Origin of the sequence: Maricurvus nonylphenolicus, from assembly GCF_042854845.1 — a bacterium.
Classification (GTDB): domain Bacteria; phylum Pseudomonadota; class Gammaproteobacteria; order Pseudomonadales; family Cellvibrionaceae; genus Maricurvus; species Maricurvus nonylphenolicus.
In genome coordinates this window covers 2,306,637-2,325,800 of sequence record NZ_AP031498.1, presented here as the reverse complement: position 1 = coordinate 2,325,800, position 19,164 = coordinate 2,306,637, and the positions used below count along the sequence as shown (strand labels likewise).

Sequence of the window (19,164 nt, the reverse complement as noted above, 5' to 3'; positions counted from 1 at the left end):
AAGCGTCCGAATAGCTCGGAGCCACGGATGACAAGGGCTTGTCCCCCCAATGTCCGAACAGGTCGGCGTAAACCATTTGGACGATTTTGGGTAACACCTGTTTGAATTGATTGGCCCGGACGCATCTATCGAGGCTTCCGAACTATCCTTAGTACAACCCTCTCTACCGGCAATAATAACAAGCGTTTCATACCCACAATGAACATGAAAAAAGCTCTTATCTACACCTTGATACCTTTAAGCTTCGCGGGAGCCGTTGGAGTCAATTATTTGAAAAAGGCAGTAGACTCAAAAGTCACTCGATTAACATCTGAAGCCCAACGACAACTGCTATCAGAAGTCGCCGCAGAGAATGAGGATGCCATAACCAAACCCGCATTCCGAGCCAGAACAGTTCAGCAAAAGAATCCGCTGAAAAACGTCTATTTCGGCGATACCCACGTACACACGTCCTGGTCATTTGACAGTTACCTATCGGGCAACCGTAAAGGGCCCGAAGAAGCCTACCGTTTTGCCCAAGGCGAACCCATGACGCTGTTTTCCGGAGAAGTCGCGCAACTGACTGAACCGTTAGATTTTGTCGCCATTGCTGACCATGCAGAAAGCTTCGGCCTCTTCGAAGGATGTACAGATAAAGATTTAACCCCTAAACAAAAAGATTTTTGTCAGCAGTTTGATAACCCATCCCTGAGCCTGCTTTTCGATCTCAAGCGAGACACCCTTGCACGCCCTCCCAAAGCCCCTATAGATCTGTGTGGCGAAGATGGCGAGTTCTGCCGCAAACACGGCAAGACAACCTGGTCAAAAATGCAGCAGGCAGCAGACGCTGCATATGAACCCGGTGTTTTTACAACAATCTACGCTTATGAGTATTCCCCCTTATGGCCAGATATGGGCTCAACCCACCGTAATGTTCTATTCCGTAACCATATAGTTCCCGACCATGTGGTGTCTGCCTTTGATGCCCCCACTGCACTCGACCTATGGCGTACTCTGGAAAACACCTGCGCAGGAGAATGCGAGTTCCTGACCATCCCACATAATCTAAACCGCTATCAGGGTAAAGCCTATAGCTATGAGGATGAAGACGGCGGCCCATACACAGAAGCTGATTGGCAGCGCCGGAGCCAATCCGAACCCCTGGCTGAAATTTTCCAGGCCAAAGGGAATTCTGAATGCGCCATTGGCCTTAACACGAATGATGAGGAATGTGGCTTTGAACAATTCTATCCGCTCTGTGAAGGCGAAAATCGCGGTAAGTGCGCCAGCGATGGTTCCTTTGCCCGAGACGGTTTGAAATTTGGTTTACAGCTTGAACAACAATTAGATTTCAATCCATTACGGTTTGGATTTATCGGCAGTACGGATACCCACAACTCCACGCCAGGAGATACAGAAGCATGGGACTACCGTGGAAAAATTGGTCTCCGAGACCTCACAGCCAAAAAGCGTTTGGGTAAGCAAAAACTCCAGCCCGGCACCCACTTCAGTTATAACCCAGGAGGCCTGGCCGCAGTTTGGGCAGAAGAAAATACGCGTGAGGCCATCTTTGATGCCATGAAAAACAAAGAGACCTACGCCACCAGCGGTACCCGTATTCGCTTACGCTTCTTTGCAGGCTGGGATTATTCCCCCGCGCTGAGCCAACAAGAAGACATGATTGAACAGGCCTACGCTGGTGGTGTTCCTATGGGAGGCATCCTGCAACAAGAAACCACGAGCACTCAACCCAAATTTTTAATCTGGGCAGCCAAGGATCCTAACGGAGCAAAACTGGATCGTATTCAAATGATAAAAAGTTGGGTAGAAAACGGCGAAAACAAAGAAGCCGTTTTTGATATTGCTTGCTCAAACAACCAGTCACCCGATCCTAAAACCGGCTTATGCCCTGACAATGGTGCACGGGTGAACCTCGACACCTGTGAAGTTAGCGCAACGAGTGGTAACGAGGAAATCAAAGTAGTTTGGCAGGATCCAAACTTTAATAGTGACCACTCTGCATTTTATTACGTTCGAGCCCTACAAAATCCAACCTGCCGCTGGAGTAGCTACGACGCCATTAGGCTAGGCACAAAAACCGCCGAAAATATCAGCGTTATAAAGGAAAGAGCCTGGTCCTCACCTATCTGGTATAGCCCTCAACCCATTAAAACTAATCAACCAAATAAACTATAACCAAGGGAATTACATGAAAAAGCTGTTTTTTATCCCTGCATCACTGCTATTAGCATGTGTAATCGCGGCTTCAAGTGCATTCGTTTACCTGAAATATTTCCATCTCAGCGGCTGGATTCATAACGGCCCATGGAACACCAACCTGAGTATGGGCACCAGCGATACAGGCATCTATGACAAAGCCTGGACAGCAATGTTTAGTGCGCTATCCCCGTCTAATGTCAATGTGTATTACAAGGTCTATACCGATGACAACGGAGAACCACTCCACTCAAGCTGTGACTATCTAATTCAGGGAGAGGCACTCGACACACGCTGGTGGAGTTTGACGGTGTATATGGAAGACGGCTTCCTGATACCAAATCCTCAAAAGCGCTATTCATGGAACAAATACAACGCTGAATTTAACGACGATGGCAGCTTCCTTATTAATCTTTCTTCACAGCAACAGGAAGGCAATTGGATTCCACTAGCAGATTATCTTGGCAAGTTAAGCATGACGCTGCGTCTCTACCACCCTGGACAGATGTTTTACGACAAACCTGAAAGCGTTGCCTTACCTAAAATCACCAAGGAGAACTGCTCATGATCAATTGGAAGCGCTACCTTCTTATTTCTCTCGCGCTAGCAGTACCTTTGCACGTTATGGCTGTATGGGCCATCCCCTATGGTGTCATGCTAATTATTCAGGAAAAGTCGATCAGTACTGATGGAGCAAAAATCAACAAGGTTCTATATAAGGATATGATTACAGAAAACGATCGTATTGTTATTCGCCCTTCACCAGATGTTTTATACAGCGGCATGGTTTTCGATGTTAGCAGTGAACCTTTATTAATTTCGGCCAAAGTGATTCCCAATCAATACTGGATGCTTAATTTCCATGATATTGAGACCAGCAACTTCGCCATTATTGATGATCGAGAAGTAAAAGATGGAGAATTCAAGTTAATCCTGGCGTCACAAACCGCCAAATTTGATAACACTGAAGGTATCCAAGTCCTTCGGGCGCCAAATAACCGAGGCCTTATGCTAAATCGCCTCGTTATTCCTGATCGCAGTATGGCCGAAGAATACAAAGCCTTACAGCGCTCACTTATAGCAACCCCCTTTAAATAACCTTAGGCAACGGCATAGTGGATTTTATTGGCTTCCTTTACGGCTTTGGTATGCTGCAAGGAGTAATCCTTGCAGCAGTTTTGTTACTGGCGAGCAGCGGTCATCGACTCGCTAACGGATTTATGGCGGGCTTAATTCTGGTTCTATCTCTAGGGTTATTGCAGAACTGGGTAGTCCGAACCGAGTTCTTTATGCAGCACCCTGGCTTTGCCCTCATGATCCCGCCTTTGGACTTTGCCTGGGGGCCCCTACTCTATCTCTATGCCTTTAGCTTGACGACAAAATCCGTTAGCTGGAAACAAGCCTTCCACTTGTTACCAGCAGTGTTACTACTGATCAATTCACTGAACTTTTTCACCTACTCTATCGAAGAGCAGCGAAACTTTATCACCTATTTATGGAGCGATCGCACCGATCTGGTATTAGAGCAACAAGTTACAGATATCGCTCCATTCTTTTGGCAAACCTGGGTAAATCTACACCTGCAAGGTAATCTATTTGCCCTGCAATTTGGCATCTACTGCTTTTTGGTTCTAAAACAGATCAAGTACCACAATCAGAGATTACAACAGCACTTCTCCTCTATAGAACCCATGAACTTACGCTGGCTGCAAAGCCTATCGCTGGTTTGTTTGGTATTTTTAGCCATATTCCTGGTTTTTAACCGCTCGCAACTTATTTTGGTCGGTCACTTTGATGTCACCGCACTAGCACCCAATATCCCTTACATTTTTCTCGTCCTGCTGATCTACAGCATAGGTACCGCAGCCATCTTTCAACCCAATATTATCTGGGGTGTTGAAGCAGCTGATCACAGTGAACCAACATCTATTCCATCACCAGTGACAGAGACTCAATCAGATCCTGTAGAGGCAACCGAAATCCCCCCCTCCCCCAATCACGAGGAAGCTTCAGATACCCCTAAAGAAATCACATCGGTTAAATATGAACGTTCGGGACTAAGTCTGGAAGATGCTGAAAGTTATAAGATAGAGCTTATGAAAATCATGCAGGACGAAGAGCTCTATTTAGACTGTGAGCTGACATTACCTGATTTAGCGGAACGGACTGGTTTAACAGCCCATCAGGTATCACAGGTGATTAATGGTCAACTGAACCAAAACTTCTTTAGTTTTGTTAACAACTACAGAATTCAACTAGCGAAAAAACTCATGTCTGATCCAGCGACAAGCAATATGCCTATTGTTGAGCTGGCGGTGGAAGTAGGCTTTAAATCTAAGTCTTCGTTTTATGAAGCATTTAAGAAGACCACACAAATGACACCTACTCAGTATAAGAAAAGTCTTGTCGAGCCTGTAACAGCCTAATCAATTACCTACCTTATTATTCGTGAGATAAAGGTGGGTAGAAGGCCAGAGTCCCGTTGTTCCTTTAGAGGCCTTCGGAGGCAGGACGCCGACGCAGAGCGGGCATGGATGCCGAAAAGCGTGCCTCTAAAGGAACAACGGGACTCTGGCCGCTACGATGTTAATTTAAAACTACTCTTCTAAGAGTAATAAAGGGGAATCACTTCCCCTCTTTCCCCACTAACTGATTAAACTTGTCCTTAATCATCTGCTTAACGGCTTCCTTTTTAATAGAGCTCATCGTCAACTCAAGGGCCTCTGGACTATAGAAAGGAATATTACTCACTTCGTAAACTTCAGGTTTATCACCACCGGGTAAAATCAAACCGTATTTCTCAACGCTATATACGTACTCAAATACAGGTTTCAAGCCCGCAGCCAACAACCAAAGATTCTGTAGTGCGATGTCGTGCCTTTCTTGCGGATCCAATTGCAGGTTATAGGCTTGAGGTGCCCACAATTCCTGATAACCGCGCTTATCAATATCCGGGCTTTCCCCGTGCATATAGATTTTGAACTGACGCCATTTCACACCGGTAATATGCTCGCCAGCCAAAAACAGCACGCTCTCGCGGTTTGATTTTTCCTGCTTACCCAGGAAAAAGTCTTTTTGATCGACACCATCAATCGCTCGATCATCCGGCACTTCTCCACCTACAATAGACGCTACCGTTGGAAAGATATCGTTAATACTGACAATCTCATTGGTAGCCACTTTGGCAGGGATTTTGTTCGGCCAACGTGCAATCATTGGCGTTCGAATAGAGCCTTCATGCACCGTTCCCAGATAGCCACGGTACTGGCCACTATTACCCACATACGGATATTCTGCACGATCCGGCCCATTATCACTGGCATAGATCACCAAGGTATTATCTGAAATGCCCGCCTCCTTGATGGCATCCAGCACCTGGCCTACACGATGATCGTGCTCCATCATCGCATCACCGTATTTACCGGCACCTGACTTACCCTGAAAATCGGGGTGTGCAATTGAGGGATGGTGAACCAATGACCACGGGATATAAAGGAAGAAAGGCTCTTCATCACCCGCATGCTCTTTGATATAAGCGACGGATTTCTCCGCAATGATACTGTCAATAAACGGGCGAACAGTCTTGTCGTATGGCTGTAGTAATTTGATGCCCTCGCCTGCCTTACCTTCGTACAAACGCGGTGTCTCAAACAGGTCGGGATCAAAGCCTACGGCATCGGGGAACCAGGACACATCGGTACTGAACGGGAAGCCCCACCACTCATCAAAGCCTTGATTGATAGGCAGGCGATCTTCAACATAACCCAGATGCCATTTACCGTACATCGCGGTGTTATAACCCTGGTCTTTGAGCATTTCAGCGATGGTGTATTCCCAAGGTGCCAATCCCACCGGAAGACCAGGAACAGGTACAGCACGGGTAGTACCCGAGCGGATAGGCATACGTCCGGTCATCAGGGAAGAACGGGACGGCGTACATTCAGCTTCAACATTGAAGTTGGTAAAACGCATGCCCTCTTCGGCCAAGGCATCCAAACGCGGCGTAGGCGCACCTCGGGTGATACCGCCGCCATAGGAGCCCAGATCGCCATAACCGAGGTTATCACTCAGCATTATGACAATATTAGGCCGCTCAGGTTTGTCTTCAGCCACAGCTCCCATAGAGAGAGTCGATAAGCCCAATCCCGCTAATAAGCAGGCCTGGCCTAAGCGTTTAATTGGTAATAGATAATTGTTGTTATAAGCCATTAATAACCTCGGCAGTTTCTCAGTTATCCAACAGCTTACGCCTATTAAGAGGACTAGGCGTCCGACCGGCTTGGTCGGACTCATAAAGAGTAAATACCCGATAAGTCAGGAGTCCGAACTCCCTCTCTTAAGACAATAAGCGCGATACAAACCAAAAACAGCCCAAACCACTTAAGCTCGCGGCCACCAGATTGACAGCCGTAACTCGAAATCTATCTGAAGCCTTTTGCTGAGCAAAATACAAGCCAGACAGTACTAAGCATAAAACCAACAATTGCCCAAGCTCCACACCTAAGTTAAAGCCAAGCAGTACAAAGGCTAATTGATCTGCAGGGAACCCGGTTTCCAGCAATCCTCCGGCAAAACCAAATCCATGAATTAGGCCAAATACCGAGGTAACCAATAGGCGCCAGCGCGCCCGTACTTCACTAACGGCGACCACCCGTAAGTAACAATAGGAGAATATCGCTATCCCAATTGAGCCAACCAGCAGCTGACCTGCGTCATGTTTAACAAGCAGCAACAGGAAAGCCATAACGATACCGGCTGCCACAAATCCTGGCGCAAGTAGTTTTAATTTATCACTACGCTCACCGATGGCCTCAACAACGACTAAAACGATAGTAAAGCCAATCAAAGCTTCTACCATGATCCCATTGGGTTTTGCCAGCTGTAACACAGCCAAAACCAAGCTTATAGAATGACCCAGCGTGAAACCTGTAATTAACCAGGCCATTTCCCGCCACCCTGCAGCCAACAAAATCAACGCAAAAACAAAGGCCAAATGGTCAATACCACCGAGGATATGCTCTGCCCCGATCCACAGATATTGGCTAAACGCTTGCCACTGGCTTAGCGAGGCCTCAGCGCTATCATTATTTAACTCGAAGGTTTGCTCGCGAAGACTTTGGGTAAAGAGAAACTCTGCCACCTCGCCATCATGCCGGGCTTTAGCGTAATGGGTGTGAGTAGCCAGCAGATCGAAAAAACTATCGAGTTTGATAGTTGGAGCGGCTTCACTATTTGCCACCTGACAAGAAAAACTCCCCTCGGCACGTAGAAACCCTTCACGAGAAGGTAAAGCCGTTACCGGCTTTGCCACGGAACAGGATTGATTATCCAAGCTAATCGATAGAGTTTGCGACAGATGCTCCACTAATAGTGCAGTTAACTCTGGTGCGCTATCAGATTCATATGGAATCCGTGTGGCCTCACGCTGTAATACGCTAAAACTAAAGCTGACAGTTGTAGACGTATCCTTAGCGTTCCAGCTCCATTCCGAAAAGGACTCACTGCGGTTATGGGCCAAACCGTTAGCTGTAAACAGCAATAACGCAAAGAGAAAAAATAGCCGCTGCATATGCCCCTCCTTACAGTGGTAATTCAGAGGGGTATTGAATATCGGCACGATCCTTTAACCAAGCCAGGTATTCACGCAGGGTCTGATCACCCAGACGACGTACATACTCAGCTTCCACTTGCTCCCTAACGGTGACCATAGCGGGAGCTTGCCCTACTTCCTTATCAACCAACTTGATGATTCTAAAGCCGTTACCGTAAGGCATAGCCGCAGAAATATAACCAACGGACTGATGCTGTAGTGTTTGCACCAGGCTTGGCCCAAGGTACTCCCGAAGCTTGGTTGGTGGCAATAAATTCTCTGGCACACTTAACGCCACCGGTGAGCCCAATGCCTGCCTCACCACGGTAAAGTCTTCACCTTTACGCAGGCGTTTAACGGCCTGCTCTGCATGTTTACCGGCATCATCGCCTGTAAGGTTAATCACACTGACATGAATTCGAGAGGTAGGAGTGAAGTAATCGATATGCTCGTTAAAGAAATCTGTTAAATCTGATTCTGAGGGCGGAGTCGCCTCTGCACTTGCCGTGGTCATACCGATCATGGCATTGACCATGGCTGAACGGGTACGTTTGTCGCTGTCGATCAAGCCGACTTCCAAGCCCCGCTGTACTAATAATTCTTCTTCGATAATACGCTGCAGCACATACTCCGCATCGTCTGCTGTTATCGCATCTTTTTTATCGGACGCTAAGGCTTGTAGATGATTGAGGTATTTTTCGCGAGTAATGAGGGTGCCATTCACTTCCGCCACTACCTGCATATTGTTGGTTTGCCATTGCTCTGGCAGCAATACACTGTAGAGTGCCGCTAACAACCCTAAAATTAATCCACCAATTAACCAGCGAACGGAAAGGGAATCTTCAGATCGTATTTCGTTAACGGACATGCTTACCTCGCGGAATCTAAAACCGTCTTATCCTTAAGATAATCGTTTAAAACTGTATTTCCAATAATCAATAAAAAAAGGGCCCCACATACGTGGGGCCTAAAGGTTGAGAGTTAGAAGTTGTAGGTTGCAGAAAGGCCAATGAGTCTTGGAGCAATCTGCCCCGTTTTCAAATAACCCGTGGTTTCAATTGGAGCTCGACCAAATGTTTTAGATTCTGGCTGCAGATTGTCTGTTGCTTCCTTGTCGAAGAGATTGCGCACAAACAAGGAAACATCCCACGTCGCCGAAGCCTCTCTTAATCCTAAATGCAGATCAAAGGTGCCATAACCGCCCAGATCACCGGAAGGTGCATCGGTATCAGTACGTCGTCCTGTAAACTTGTACAGACCTAACATATAGATTTCAAAGGCATCCATTGGGATGGTGTAATCAGTGCTAAGGGAAGCAGTAAATGGAGCCTGCGTACCTAATTCCAGACCTCCAACGTCACACATAGCTGCGGTTTCTGTACCTACAAAGGCACAATCATTACTCGGCAGAGTCACACCATCTTTATACTCAGCTTCAACATAGCTAACACCACCAGCAATATGCCAGTTCTCTGCCATGAGGTATTCGAAATCAACTTCTACCCCCTGGACCGTTGCATCGCCATTGGTGGTAATCGACCCTTCACCACCATTTGCAGCTGAAGCAGGGTTTAGACTAACGCGATTAGCTCGACCAATATAATCGCTGTAGTCCTGATAGAAGATTGCACTGTTTAAGCGTAAACGGTTATCCAGCCAGCTGGATTTAACACCCACTTCCAGTGACCAGCTATCTTCTTCGTTATACTCAGTGAGCTCTCCCAGGTCTTTGTTAGAAACCGTTGCCCCACCGGGACGGAAGCTGGTTGCAGCACTGACATAAGCAGATGCATCGTAGTCGGCAAAGGCATACTGTAAGCTTACTGACCCGGTCCAGGCTTCAGAGTTTAAAGACTCAAGATCATCAGGAATCAGCTGGGCCAATTCATCGCCTTCAGAAAACACGAGCGCTGGATTTGGCGCGGTTGTATCTTCAGCCGCATACAAGGAGCTCTCAACCGTTCGTTCCTGGCGCTGCCAGCGAATACCAACCTGGGCAGTCCACTGATCATTTAAATAGAAGATATTGTGGGCAAAGGCACCGTAGCTTTGGATATCAAATGGAGCACTTGCCACGGTATCAAAGTATAAAGAAGCGGGACCAAAGAATTGCTCACGCATAAATTCATTGTTGTAGAAACCGGACTCATTGCCATAATAAACACCTACGGTGTAGTCCCAAAACTCGTTATCCATTGAGGCGATACGAAGTTCCTGGGACGAAGCGTAGTTTTGGTCCAGCATACGTTGAGGGTTATTTAACTGGGTACCGGTTAGACCGATTTGTGGGTACAGCGCTGTAAGTACAGGATGGTCATCAAAACCAATCTTGGTATTACCTAAAGCGTTATCAAAGTCACGAACAGAGCTTACTTCTGAATAACCGCTGACAAACGTCACCTGATGCCCCAATACTTCCCAATCCAACTTCAGGGAAACATTTTCGAAGCGACCATTGTAGACATCAGCCTGGGTTTGAATGGCTTCCAGATCGGAACCACTAAGGGTTGGCAGGCCTTGGCCTAAAGTAGACGTACCGGTCAATACCGAATAGTTACTTAAATCGTTCTCAACATATTGATAAACAAATTCAGCAGCAAACTCATCACTAGGCTGCCAAGCAACGCTGATACGGCCCGCTTTGGTTTGGGTATCGCTGACATCACCGTCAACATAGTTCTTAACTTCACTTAATTCGCTGTCGCTATAAACACCGGCGACACGAACAGATAACTCACCGGGAATAATCGGTAAACTGGAGGCAAATTGGGTGTTAGTACCACTGTTGTCGGTAAAGGTGGTACGAACGTAGCCCTCAACTTCTTCCATATCCGGCTTGGCGGTATGGATGGCGACAGCACCCGCTGGTGAGGTACGGCCTTGCAGAGTACCCTGTGGACCACGCAACAACTCCACTCGACCCAAGTCAAACATCTCCTGGAATACGCCACCACTGGCATTGGTGCCAAGCGTCACGTCATTCCAATACACATCAACTGCGGCGGATGCCCCTGAATTGGGGTTAAAGTCGACCCCACGCAAGGCAATCGAGCCTGCACGGCCATCGATGGAACGCAACTCAAGACCTGGAGACACCTGCTCAAGGTCAGTGAAATTGAACAGTTTTTTATCAGTTAGGGCATCGCCCTGAATCGCATTCACTGTCGAAGGCACATCCTGAAGCGACTGCTCACGTTTCTGTGCCGTTACAATGATTTCTTCAAGTGAAAAGGTTTCTTCTCCCGCTTCTGCCAGGCTATACCCACTCATGGTCTGCACAGCAACAGCAACCGCTACAGCGGTCAGGTTTCGGGTAAATGTCTTGCTCATAAGACTCTCCAATTATTGTAGTTTTAGCTGCAGGCGGGTCTGATAACAACCAAAGGGATTTATGGTTAACTCCAGCCTTCCGTGAAAAGACCTGGACTTGTTTTACCCTTGATTAATCCTCTCCATTACCGCTATCTGCAGCAGCAACGCATCTAAAAGCAGCGACTGCGAATCCAAAACTACTCCGGTTCCCAAACCTAAGCGTCCGCCCCTATGTTTCCGAACGAAAAAAGTTCGGATTCGCGTCCAGAAGGCCCGGCAACAGGGTCTTGCCGCTATATCCGGACGGATCGGCAGACGGGAAACAGCTTCGACGGACGCTTAACTTATGCCCTAAGCCGGTGTTACTATCGAGCAGGACCAGACTTTTTGGCATAAGATTAACGGTATGGATTTAATCGGTTTCTTATACGGCTTCGGCGTTCTGCAGAGCATTTTATTGGCGGGCCTACTGCTGTTTATCCGGAGCGGAAATCGCCTGGCGAATGCCTTTATGGCCGGCCTTGTGGTGGTGATGGGCCTGAACTTACTGCAAAGCTGGTTGATTCGTATTGGCTTCTATCTTGAACACCCATCCTTCGGGCTACTAATCCCGCCGCTGGACTTTGCCTGGGGCCCCCTGCTGTACTTGTACGCCTATAGCCTGACCAGCAGATCTGTGAATTGGAGCCATGCGTTACATTTTCTGCCAACGGTTTTCATGCTCACCAGCACCTGGAAATTCCACACCATCCCTGAAGAACACCAACGCAACCTCCTGTCATACCTGTGGAGTCAGCGTGAAGATATCCAGCTCATCCCTGCGGTAGCCAATGCCATCCCCTCGTTCTGGCGCCACTGGATTGATCTGCATCTTCAGGGCAGCTTCTTCGCCCTGCATTTTGGCACCTACTGTATTCTGGTTTTACGCCAGATCCGTAATCACAACCAGCTGCTGCAGCGCCACTTCTCTTCTCTGGAGAAGATGAATCTCAAATGGCTAGGCCAGCTAACCCTTATGTGCCTGCTGTTCCTGTTGGTTTTTGTGGTCTTTAACCGCTCACAACTCCTGCTGGTCGGCCACTTTGACGTAAATGCTCTAACGCCCAGTGCCCCATCAATCCTGCAAGTCTTGCTGATTTATGTCATAGCCATGGCAGCCATTTTCCAGCCAAGCCTTATTCGAGGTATTTCAGCCGCAACGTTGGATGGAGAAGAATCGCCCAAACCCTCACCTGATTCAGTTGAAACTGAAGAAAAGAAAGTTACCGAAAGCGGATCTGCCCCCCCTGCCCCCCAAGAAACCACCAAATATGAGCGCTCTGGCCTAAGCCTTGAAGACGCCCAAGCTTTCAAGATCCTGTTAATGGAGAAGATGCAGGAAGAACAACTCTATCTGGATTGCGAACTGACCCTGCTGGACCTGGCCAAGCATACGGGCCTGACAGCCCACCAGGTTTCCCAAGTCATTAACAGCCAGATGAATCAGAACTTCTTTAGCTTCGTGAATAACTACCGCATTCAAATGGCCAAGGACTTAATGAGTCAGCCGGAAACACAAAATATGCCCATCGTGGAGCTGGCGGTTGAGGTAGGCTTTAAATCCAAGTCTTCATTCTATGATGCCTTTAAGAAGGCCACCCAGATGACACCTACACAATTTAAGAAATCGCTGTCATAGCTTGCCCCCCACACTGGAGGGGCAAAGACTAGCGCTGATTAGAAGTGGTAAGTGCCTGACACACCCACTACGCGCTGAGGGATAACATTGGCCTTGTAGTAACCGGTCCCTACACCAGAGAAGGTCTTGGTTTCAGGATCCATACTATCGGTCGCCTCTTTGTTAAACAGATTGCGAGCAAACAGGGAAACATCCCAAGACGCTGCCGCCTCCCGTAATCCCACGTGCAGATCAAAGGTGCCATAGCCACCTAAATCGCCAGAAGGTGCATCGGCATCCGTGCGACGACCGGTAAACTTGTACAGCCCCGTCACATAGACATCGAAGGCATCCATCGGGATGGTGTAGTCACTGCTGAGTGAAGCGGTAAACGGCGCTTGGGAGCCCAGCTCCAAACCGCTGGCATCACAGAGATTCATAGTGCCACTGGTATCACAGTCAGCTCCGCTTTCATTAGATGGAACCTTCACGCCGTCCTTGTACTCAGCTTCGACATAGCTCATACCACCGGCCATGCGCCAGCTCTCGGTCAGCAGGTATTCGAAATCCAGCTCCACACCTTGAATAGTGGCATCGCCATTGTAAGTTACACTGGCAGGTTTGCTGGTAGCGTTAACATTAATGTTGGCAAAGCGGCCAATGTAGTCACTGTAGTCCTGATGGAAAACGGCACCATTCAACCGCAGACGGTTGTCCAGCCACTGGGATTTAAAGCCCAGTTCCAGTGACCAGCTATCTTCTTCGTTATAAGCGGTCAACTCATTCAAGGCCTGACCCGCCACATTGACACCACCCGGGCGGAAGCTGGTTGCTGCACTGGCGTAGACAGAAATATCCTGTTCAGCAAAGGCGTACTGCAAACTCACTGAACCCGTCCAGGCTTCGGAGTTACCCGTTTCCAGATCATCAGCAATTAACTGCTTAAGTTCCGCATCCTGAGGAAATGCAGGATGAAGGGCTGACAGATCTTCATTAAGGAATACAGAACCTTCTACCGTGCGCTCCTGACGTTGCCAACGAACACCTACCTGCGCGGTTAGCTGATCGGTCAGATAGAACATATTGTGCGCAAAGGCGCCATAGCTCTGAATATTAAATGGAGAGCGTACTTCTGTATCAGCGTAAATATTTAGCGGAGCCACCAGCGGATGCGCGATGGCCTGCATCTGCTGACGGTTAAAGAAGCCAGATTCATTACCGTAGTAAAGACCAACGGTATAATCCCAGAATTCATTATCCGCAGAGGCGATACGCAGCTCCTGCGAGGAAGCGTAGTTTTGATCAAACATGGCTTGCGGATCATTCAGCTGTGATCCAGCAATCCCGGTCTTTGGATGCGGCCCTGCCTGGGTAAACCCACTATCATCAGAGTTACCCATGGCGTTATCGTACGTGCGCACAGAACTAACTTCAGAGTAACCACTCAAGAACGTCACCTGATGATTCAGCACTTCCCAATCCAGTTTCAGCGCCATATTTTCATAGCGGCCATGTAAATTGTCCGGCACTGCGTCGATGCCGGTACGATCAGAGGCATCCAAATCAGGTAGGCCCTGCCCCAAAGAGGAGGAACCGGTCAGCGTGGTGTAGTTGTTGAGATCACTCTCCAGATACTGATAAGTAAACTCAGCGGCAAAGCTATCGCTTGGCTCCCATGCCACGGTAATACGACCAGCGCTGGTTTCGGTATCAGACACATCGCCACCGAGGTAGTTCTTCACTTCATTCATTTCGCTGGTGTTATAAACACCGGCCACGCGAATGGACAGCTCACCGGGAATAATGGGCAAACTGGAAGCAAACTGGGTGTTATTGCCTTCATTGCCCGTAAAGGTTGTACGCACGTAACCTTCCATTTCTTCCATATCCGGCTTGGCGGTATGAATGGCAATGGCGCCAGCAGGCGAAGTACGGCCCTGCAGGGTACCCTGCGGACCACGCAGCAGTTCAACGCGGCCCAAGTCAAACATTTCCTGGAACACACCGCCGCTGGCGTTAGAGCCCAGCGTCACGTCGTTCCAGTACACATCCACTGCCGCTGCCGCAGCGCTATTGGGGTTGTAATCAACACCGCGCAAGGAAATGGAACCGGCCCGACCATCAATCGTTTTCAGCTCCAAACCTGGGGATACCTGCTCAAGGTCGGAGAAATTAAATAACTTCATATCCGTCAGGGCATCACCCTGAATTGCATTTACGGTAGAAGGTACATCTTGTAAAGATTGCTCACGCTTCTGCGCCGTTACAACAATCTCCTCCAGGGAAAAATTATTGTCATCGGTCTCTGCCAAACAGTAACCACCGCCAGCCTGGACGGCCAAGGCAACCGCAGTAGCCATCATATTTCGTGTAAATTTCTTGCTCATGGAGCTCTCCAAGTTATTTACCAAATTATTGTATTTATCTCTCTTAGACGTAGCGTTACTTCACCACTAACTTCACATTACGCGTAAATCTTTAACCTGGAATCCTGGCCTATGACCCCGAACTCAAAAAACCGTAAAAAGTTTGCCTAAAAGTTCGGATTTAAGACCGCCCTACACATTCGAACCCCGGAAACGAACGAATGACTAATCGATTCAAGTGCTTTAATAAGCCCATAAAAAAATCCCCACATACGTTTGTATGTGGGGATTAGTCTTTACAGGCTCAACAAATAAACCCTGGAGGTTTACTGAATCCAAATCGGCGACGAATAGGCTCTATCCACGACAACCATGGGAACATCTTCGGGGAGTTTAATTTGATATTTCTTAGCGTCATAAGCCGTCCAGCGCGGGGTGGGGATTTCCAACACACGCGCATAATAGAAAGCTTTTTGGCCAGGTTTATACTCACTGTCTTGCCATACAGCCTTTATCTCAACACTGCCAATCGTATTGCTATAAGTCGCTTCGCTCACATTGACGGTAGTTCCAATACTGGGCAACTTACCGTCTGCATCCAGCTTTCGATCATCCTGCCAGGCAACATCAATAACCTTCTCTTGCGTATTACCCTGACCATCGATCCAACCTTTGACAATCTGCACCCTATCCAGATTGGCTCCCAAAGGATCTTTTAAGGCGGAAACAATAATTGTCGGCAAATCGCCTCCTGAAGTATTGACGGGGCTCGCCAATACCCCTCCCATAGGTACACCTTTCTGATAGGCTTGTTCTACCCAGTTTCCCTGCTGAAAAAGCTCGTTATCAAACTGCCAACCGGCAAACATGCGTACCTTGATTCGACTACCCGTTGTAGCAAATACCTCACGGCGCTTTATCGCATCAAAAATTGCCTCTCGGGTATTTTCTGTTGCCCAAACCCCTGCAATGCCTGATGCCGAAATCGTCCAGCCTTCATTTTTCAATAAACCGTCCGGCGACATACTGGCTGGTTTCTTCCAGCGCTTGGGAGAAGGTTCTTCCAGGGTATTTTTACCGAAGAAGATATCTTCATCGGTAACGGTAATACCTGTATGGGTATCAGAACTGCCGATCATGCCGTACTGGTAGGGATTGACGGATAGGTCTCGCTCCATTTCCAAGCCGCGTTTTAGCCCTGATCGAACATAACTGCCAGACAGCATCTGCGGCGTTGTTTTTTGCGTTAAGGCCAGGTTGGCAACATCCCAGGTTTCATAATCGGCAAACTCGTCGGTAGGCGATAAGACGGGGTGGGCTTCAGAATCGCCTTTGGTCTGCGTCATTTCAATAACCGGCTCCCAACGCTGGGATAGCTTGGCGTACTGACTATTAATCGGTATGCCGTTGGGGCGATTGTAGTCAAACATCATACCGCCACTTAAATTGGGATTGTGGGGAATGGCCAATACCCTGCCACCGGTATTTGTTTCATAAGCTTCCAGTGCCCGCCATAAATTGATTGGATCATAACCACTTCTGTTACTGTCTACCGGCAAGGTTTGTTTAACCTTATCTATGCCATCCCGAAACACAACGACGCGGTGCAAATTATTGCCTCGCAGCATGGCACTCCATTCGTAGCCCATCAGGGTGGTAAATTTTCCGGGCTGATTATATTTTTCAGCCAGCTGCAAATTACTCTCCCACAAGCCTTTGGTGACTTTGGGGTTATAGGTAAGTTTTTCCGGTAATTTGCCCAATCCCTGGGCTTGAATAATTTCCCTGACCGCTAAAAATACTGACTGCTTATTGCCAGACGTCAGCATTTTCTGCCAACGCTTTACGGTATCATTCACCAGTAGCTCAGGGTTGCCCTTAATCAGCTCATCCATCAAGCCATAACCTTCGGCATGATCAGCTACAACCATAAAATCCAATGGCTGCTTTAATTTCACCTGATGGCCGCCGGTCGATATCAGGGTTTCACCCTGAGCAATCCGATAAGCATCTTCCGGAGACAGGGTTAAACCGTATCCCCGCGCATCCCCAGACAATTTGGTATGCACATGGGTATCACCAAATAACGCCTGGGTTGGGTAAACTTCCGCTGCCAATACTGACAAAGGCGTAAAAACTGTCAGCAGCGCCACTAAACCGGCACGACGATATTGATTGCGCATATAAAACCTCCGTTTCAACATCACTACGACCCGTTAGCTGGACGGCCAATCAAATACATCAAAGAAAGCGGCCGCTTTGGCTTTATCTCCGGCGATTTTCTTATCCGTAAAGCCTTGCTGTAGGGCTACTTCACCAATATAGAACAAGCGGAAGGTCTCACTGTCCATGGTAATATCAGCAGCACTTGTGGTTTGAATAGTAGCGACTTCGGCGACGCCATTGCGGAGCTCAACATCAAACATCTGATCGCTATCTGAAATCGCAATGGTGAAGTGTTGTCTTTTGCCTTTTGCCTTATCCATATTCAAGCGGAAAGGCAGTTGATTAACCAAGGCTGCAACGGGCACAGTCGATACATCTTCTCGAGTAAAGCGGGCGGCTACAGGAATCTCAATCAAGCCTTCCAACGCAGCTGCATGTTGAAGGTAAAAATGGCGATGCGAACCGGCGCGGGTTTTTGCTGCCAGCACCCGCAATGCTGAGGCTTTCAGGTTTTTGACAGCCTGATTTTCTGGTTCCAGGCGAATCAAATGGCTGGCAGCGCGAGCAACCCATACATAATCACCGCGATCATAGGCCTGCTGCAATCTTTCCAGGTAAGCCTCTGGCCCACCGGCCAGGGCAATCATATTGGCATCTTCGGTCTTGGGATTAAGCAGAGGCATTTCCGCGACGTCGTTGTAATGGCCAACCAAATAGCTGTAGATTCCGCGAACATTGGTTTGCAAATCGTTATACCACTGCCCCAGGTACGGGTAATTCACCAGATGGGAAGGCAGCTTCAACTCTGATGCAATCTCCTCAGGCCCTTTACCCTGATTAATCAGGCGCACCGTCTGGTGATACATAAAGGCCAGCGCATCGTGATAGTTCTCCAATATCTGGGACGCCATTTCACCGGAGTAAGCCGGACCATGGCTGGGAATCACATGCTCGGGGTTCAAAGATCGCATCAGGTTCACCGCCTTGATCCATGCTTCCGGATCCCGGACGCGTTGACCACGGGCGGTAAAAATTGGTGGCAGTGTGGGTGTTAAGGCATCGCCCGTAGCGATCGCTTTGCGCTCGGGAATCCACATAATGATATTGTCTGGCGTTTCACTGGGCACGTGAATCAGCTCAATATCCAAACCGATATTATCGAGTTTAAGGCGATCCCTGAAGGTGCGATTGGGATAGATCACGTGGCGTTTATGGCCTTTGGTGGACCCCACTCGTGGAAACTGGATACCGTGTACTCCAGAACACAGTGGCCCCTCCCCTACTTCACAGGACTCATCCAAATGCATACCAAATTGCATGGACAGCCCCCAATCGGTACGCGGCGCCAGGGCTGATACACGCTCGTTTAAGTAACGCACGATAGACTCATGAGCAATAATCTGTACATCGTCATCGGCAGCTTCAATCCAGGCTTTGCCACCAAAAATATGGTCAAAATGGAAGTGAGAGTAAATGACCGCTTTGATGGGTTTATCGGTGTACTCCCTGATAGCCGCTAACATCGCCTTGCCGATCTCGTAGCTATCACCCACATCAAAGACAGCCAGCCCCGTTTCACCTTCGACAACCACCGCACTACCCTGACCATAGCCATGAATCAGGTAGACACCCTCATCAACATTATGCACGGTCGGTTTGTGCTGCCTCAGCAAGGTACCAAATTGCAAAGCCACGACTTGGTCCGTTTTAAGCACTGAGCGGTATTCTGGTTTAGGCTCAAATACTGGCTTGGGGGTTAACGCCGCTAAAGATTGGTTTATGGGCAGGCTCATGGACAGGACCAGGACTGCTACGGCTACCCCCACACCATAAGCCGCCAGTTTCTTTGCCGAGTTAAACTTCATCACTCACCTCTA

At 48.3% G+C, this 19,164-nt stretch carries 12 protein-coding genes; 5 read left to right on the top strand and 7 right to left on the bottom strand.

The annotated features are described in order from the left end of the window. The first annotated feature begins 270 nt into the window (after positions 1-270). The 4 genes from ACGHZ6_RS09945 to ACGHZ6_RS09930 are packed head-to-tail and all read left to right on the top strand — an operon-like array spanning position 271 to position 4,622. Positions 271-2,175 carry a DUF3604 domain-containing protein gene (locus ACGHZ6_RS09945; protein ID WP_390618692.1) on the top strand — a complete coding sequence of 635 codons (1,905 nt, stop codon included), beginning with the start codon at positions 271-273 and terminating at the stop codon, positions 2,173-2,175. A 13-nt stretch (positions 2,176-2,188) separates the two neighbouring features. Further along, complete coding sequence (locus ACGHZ6_RS09940; protein ID WP_390618691.1) at positions 2,189-2,764, top strand: DUF1214 domain-containing protein; 576 nt, start codon at positions 2,189-2,191, stop codon at positions 2,762-2,764. Beyond that, entirely contained in the window at positions 2,761-3,294 is a 534-nt protein-coding gene (locus ACGHZ6_RS09935) for a DUF1254 domain-containing protein (protein ID WP_390618690.1), read from the top strand. The genes ACGHZ6_RS09940 and ACGHZ6_RS09935 overlap by 4 nt, the downstream gene beginning before the upstream one ends. A gap of 17 nt (positions 3,295-3,311) precedes the next feature. Then, the gene (locus ACGHZ6_RS09930; RefSeq protein ID WP_390618689.1) at positions 3,312-4,622 is read left to right on the top strand and encodes a helix-turn-helix domain-containing protein; all 1,311 of its coding nucleotides are present in this window, start codon (positions 3,312-3,314) and stop codon (positions 4,620-4,622) included. Between the two features lie 199 nt (positions 4,623-4,821). Here the strand turns inward: ACGHZ6_RS09930 and ACGHZ6_RS09925 are convergent, their stop codons facing one another. The 4 genes from ACGHZ6_RS09925 to ACGHZ6_RS09910 all read right to left on the bottom strand — a co-directional run bounded on the left by ACGHZ6_RS09925 (position 4,822) and on the right by ACGHZ6_RS09910 (position 11,116). Then, the gene (locus ACGHZ6_RS09925; protein ID WP_390618688.1) at positions 4,822-6,405 is read right to left on the bottom strand and encodes an arylsulfatase; all 1,584 of its coding nucleotides are present in this window, start codon (positions 6,403-6,405) and stop codon (positions 4,822-4,824) included. Positions 6,406-6,532: 127 nt separating this feature from the next. Beyond that, on the bottom strand, positions 6,533-7,765 hold the full coding sequence (locus ACGHZ6_RS09920) for a HupE/UreJ family protein (protein ID WP_390618687.1): 1,233 nt from the start codon (positions 7,763-7,765) through the stop codon (positions 6,533-6,535). 10 nt (positions 7,766-7,775) lie between these two features. Beyond that, the gene (locus tag ACGHZ6_RS09915; protein WP_390618686.1) at positions 7,776-8,654 is read right to left on the bottom strand and encodes a peptidyl-prolyl cis-trans isomerase; all 879 of its coding nucleotides are present in this window, start codon (positions 8,652-8,654) and stop codon (positions 7,776-7,778) included. 113 nt (positions 8,655-8,767) lie between these two features. Continuing rightward, positions 8,768-11,116 (bottom strand): TonB-dependent receptor, encoded by a 2,349-nt coding sequence (locus ACGHZ6_RS09910; protein ID WP_390618685.1) that lies wholly within the window; start codon positions 11,114-11,116, stop codon positions 8,768-8,770. Positions 11,117-11,504: 388 nt separating this feature from the next. Between ACGHZ6_RS09910 and ACGHZ6_RS09905 the strand changes: the two genes are divergently transcribed. After that, the gene (locus ACGHZ6_RS09905; protein WP_390618684.1) at positions 11,505-12,776 is read left to right on the top strand and encodes a helix-turn-helix domain-containing protein; all 1,272 of its coding nucleotides are present in this window, start codon (positions 11,505-11,507) and stop codon (positions 12,774-12,776) included. Between the two features lie 38 nt (positions 12,777-12,814). Here ACGHZ6_RS09905 and ACGHZ6_RS09900 read toward each other — a convergent pair whose 3' ends face one another. The 3 genes from ACGHZ6_RS09900 to ACGHZ6_RS09890 form a co-directional block, all read right to left on the bottom strand. After that, positions 12,815-15,142, bottom strand: coding sequence for a TonB-dependent receptor (locus tag ACGHZ6_RS09900; RefSeq protein ID WP_390618683.1), 2,328 nt, complete (start codon positions 15,140-15,142; stop codon positions 12,815-12,817). A gap of 305 nt (positions 15,143-15,447) precedes the next feature. Next, positions 15,448-17,304 (bottom strand): DUF3604 domain-containing protein, encoded by a 1,857-nt coding sequence (locus tag ACGHZ6_RS09895; RefSeq protein WP_390618682.1) that lies wholly within the window; start codon positions 17,302-17,304, stop codon positions 15,448-15,450. A gap of 33 nt (positions 17,305-17,337) precedes the next feature. Beyond that, on the bottom strand, positions 17,338-19,152 hold the full coding sequence (locus ACGHZ6_RS09890; RefSeq protein ID WP_390619159.1) for an alkyl sulfatase dimerization domain-containing protein: 1,815 nt from the start codon (positions 19,150-19,152) through the stop codon (positions 17,338-17,340). Positions 19,153-19,164: the final 12 nt, after the last annotated feature.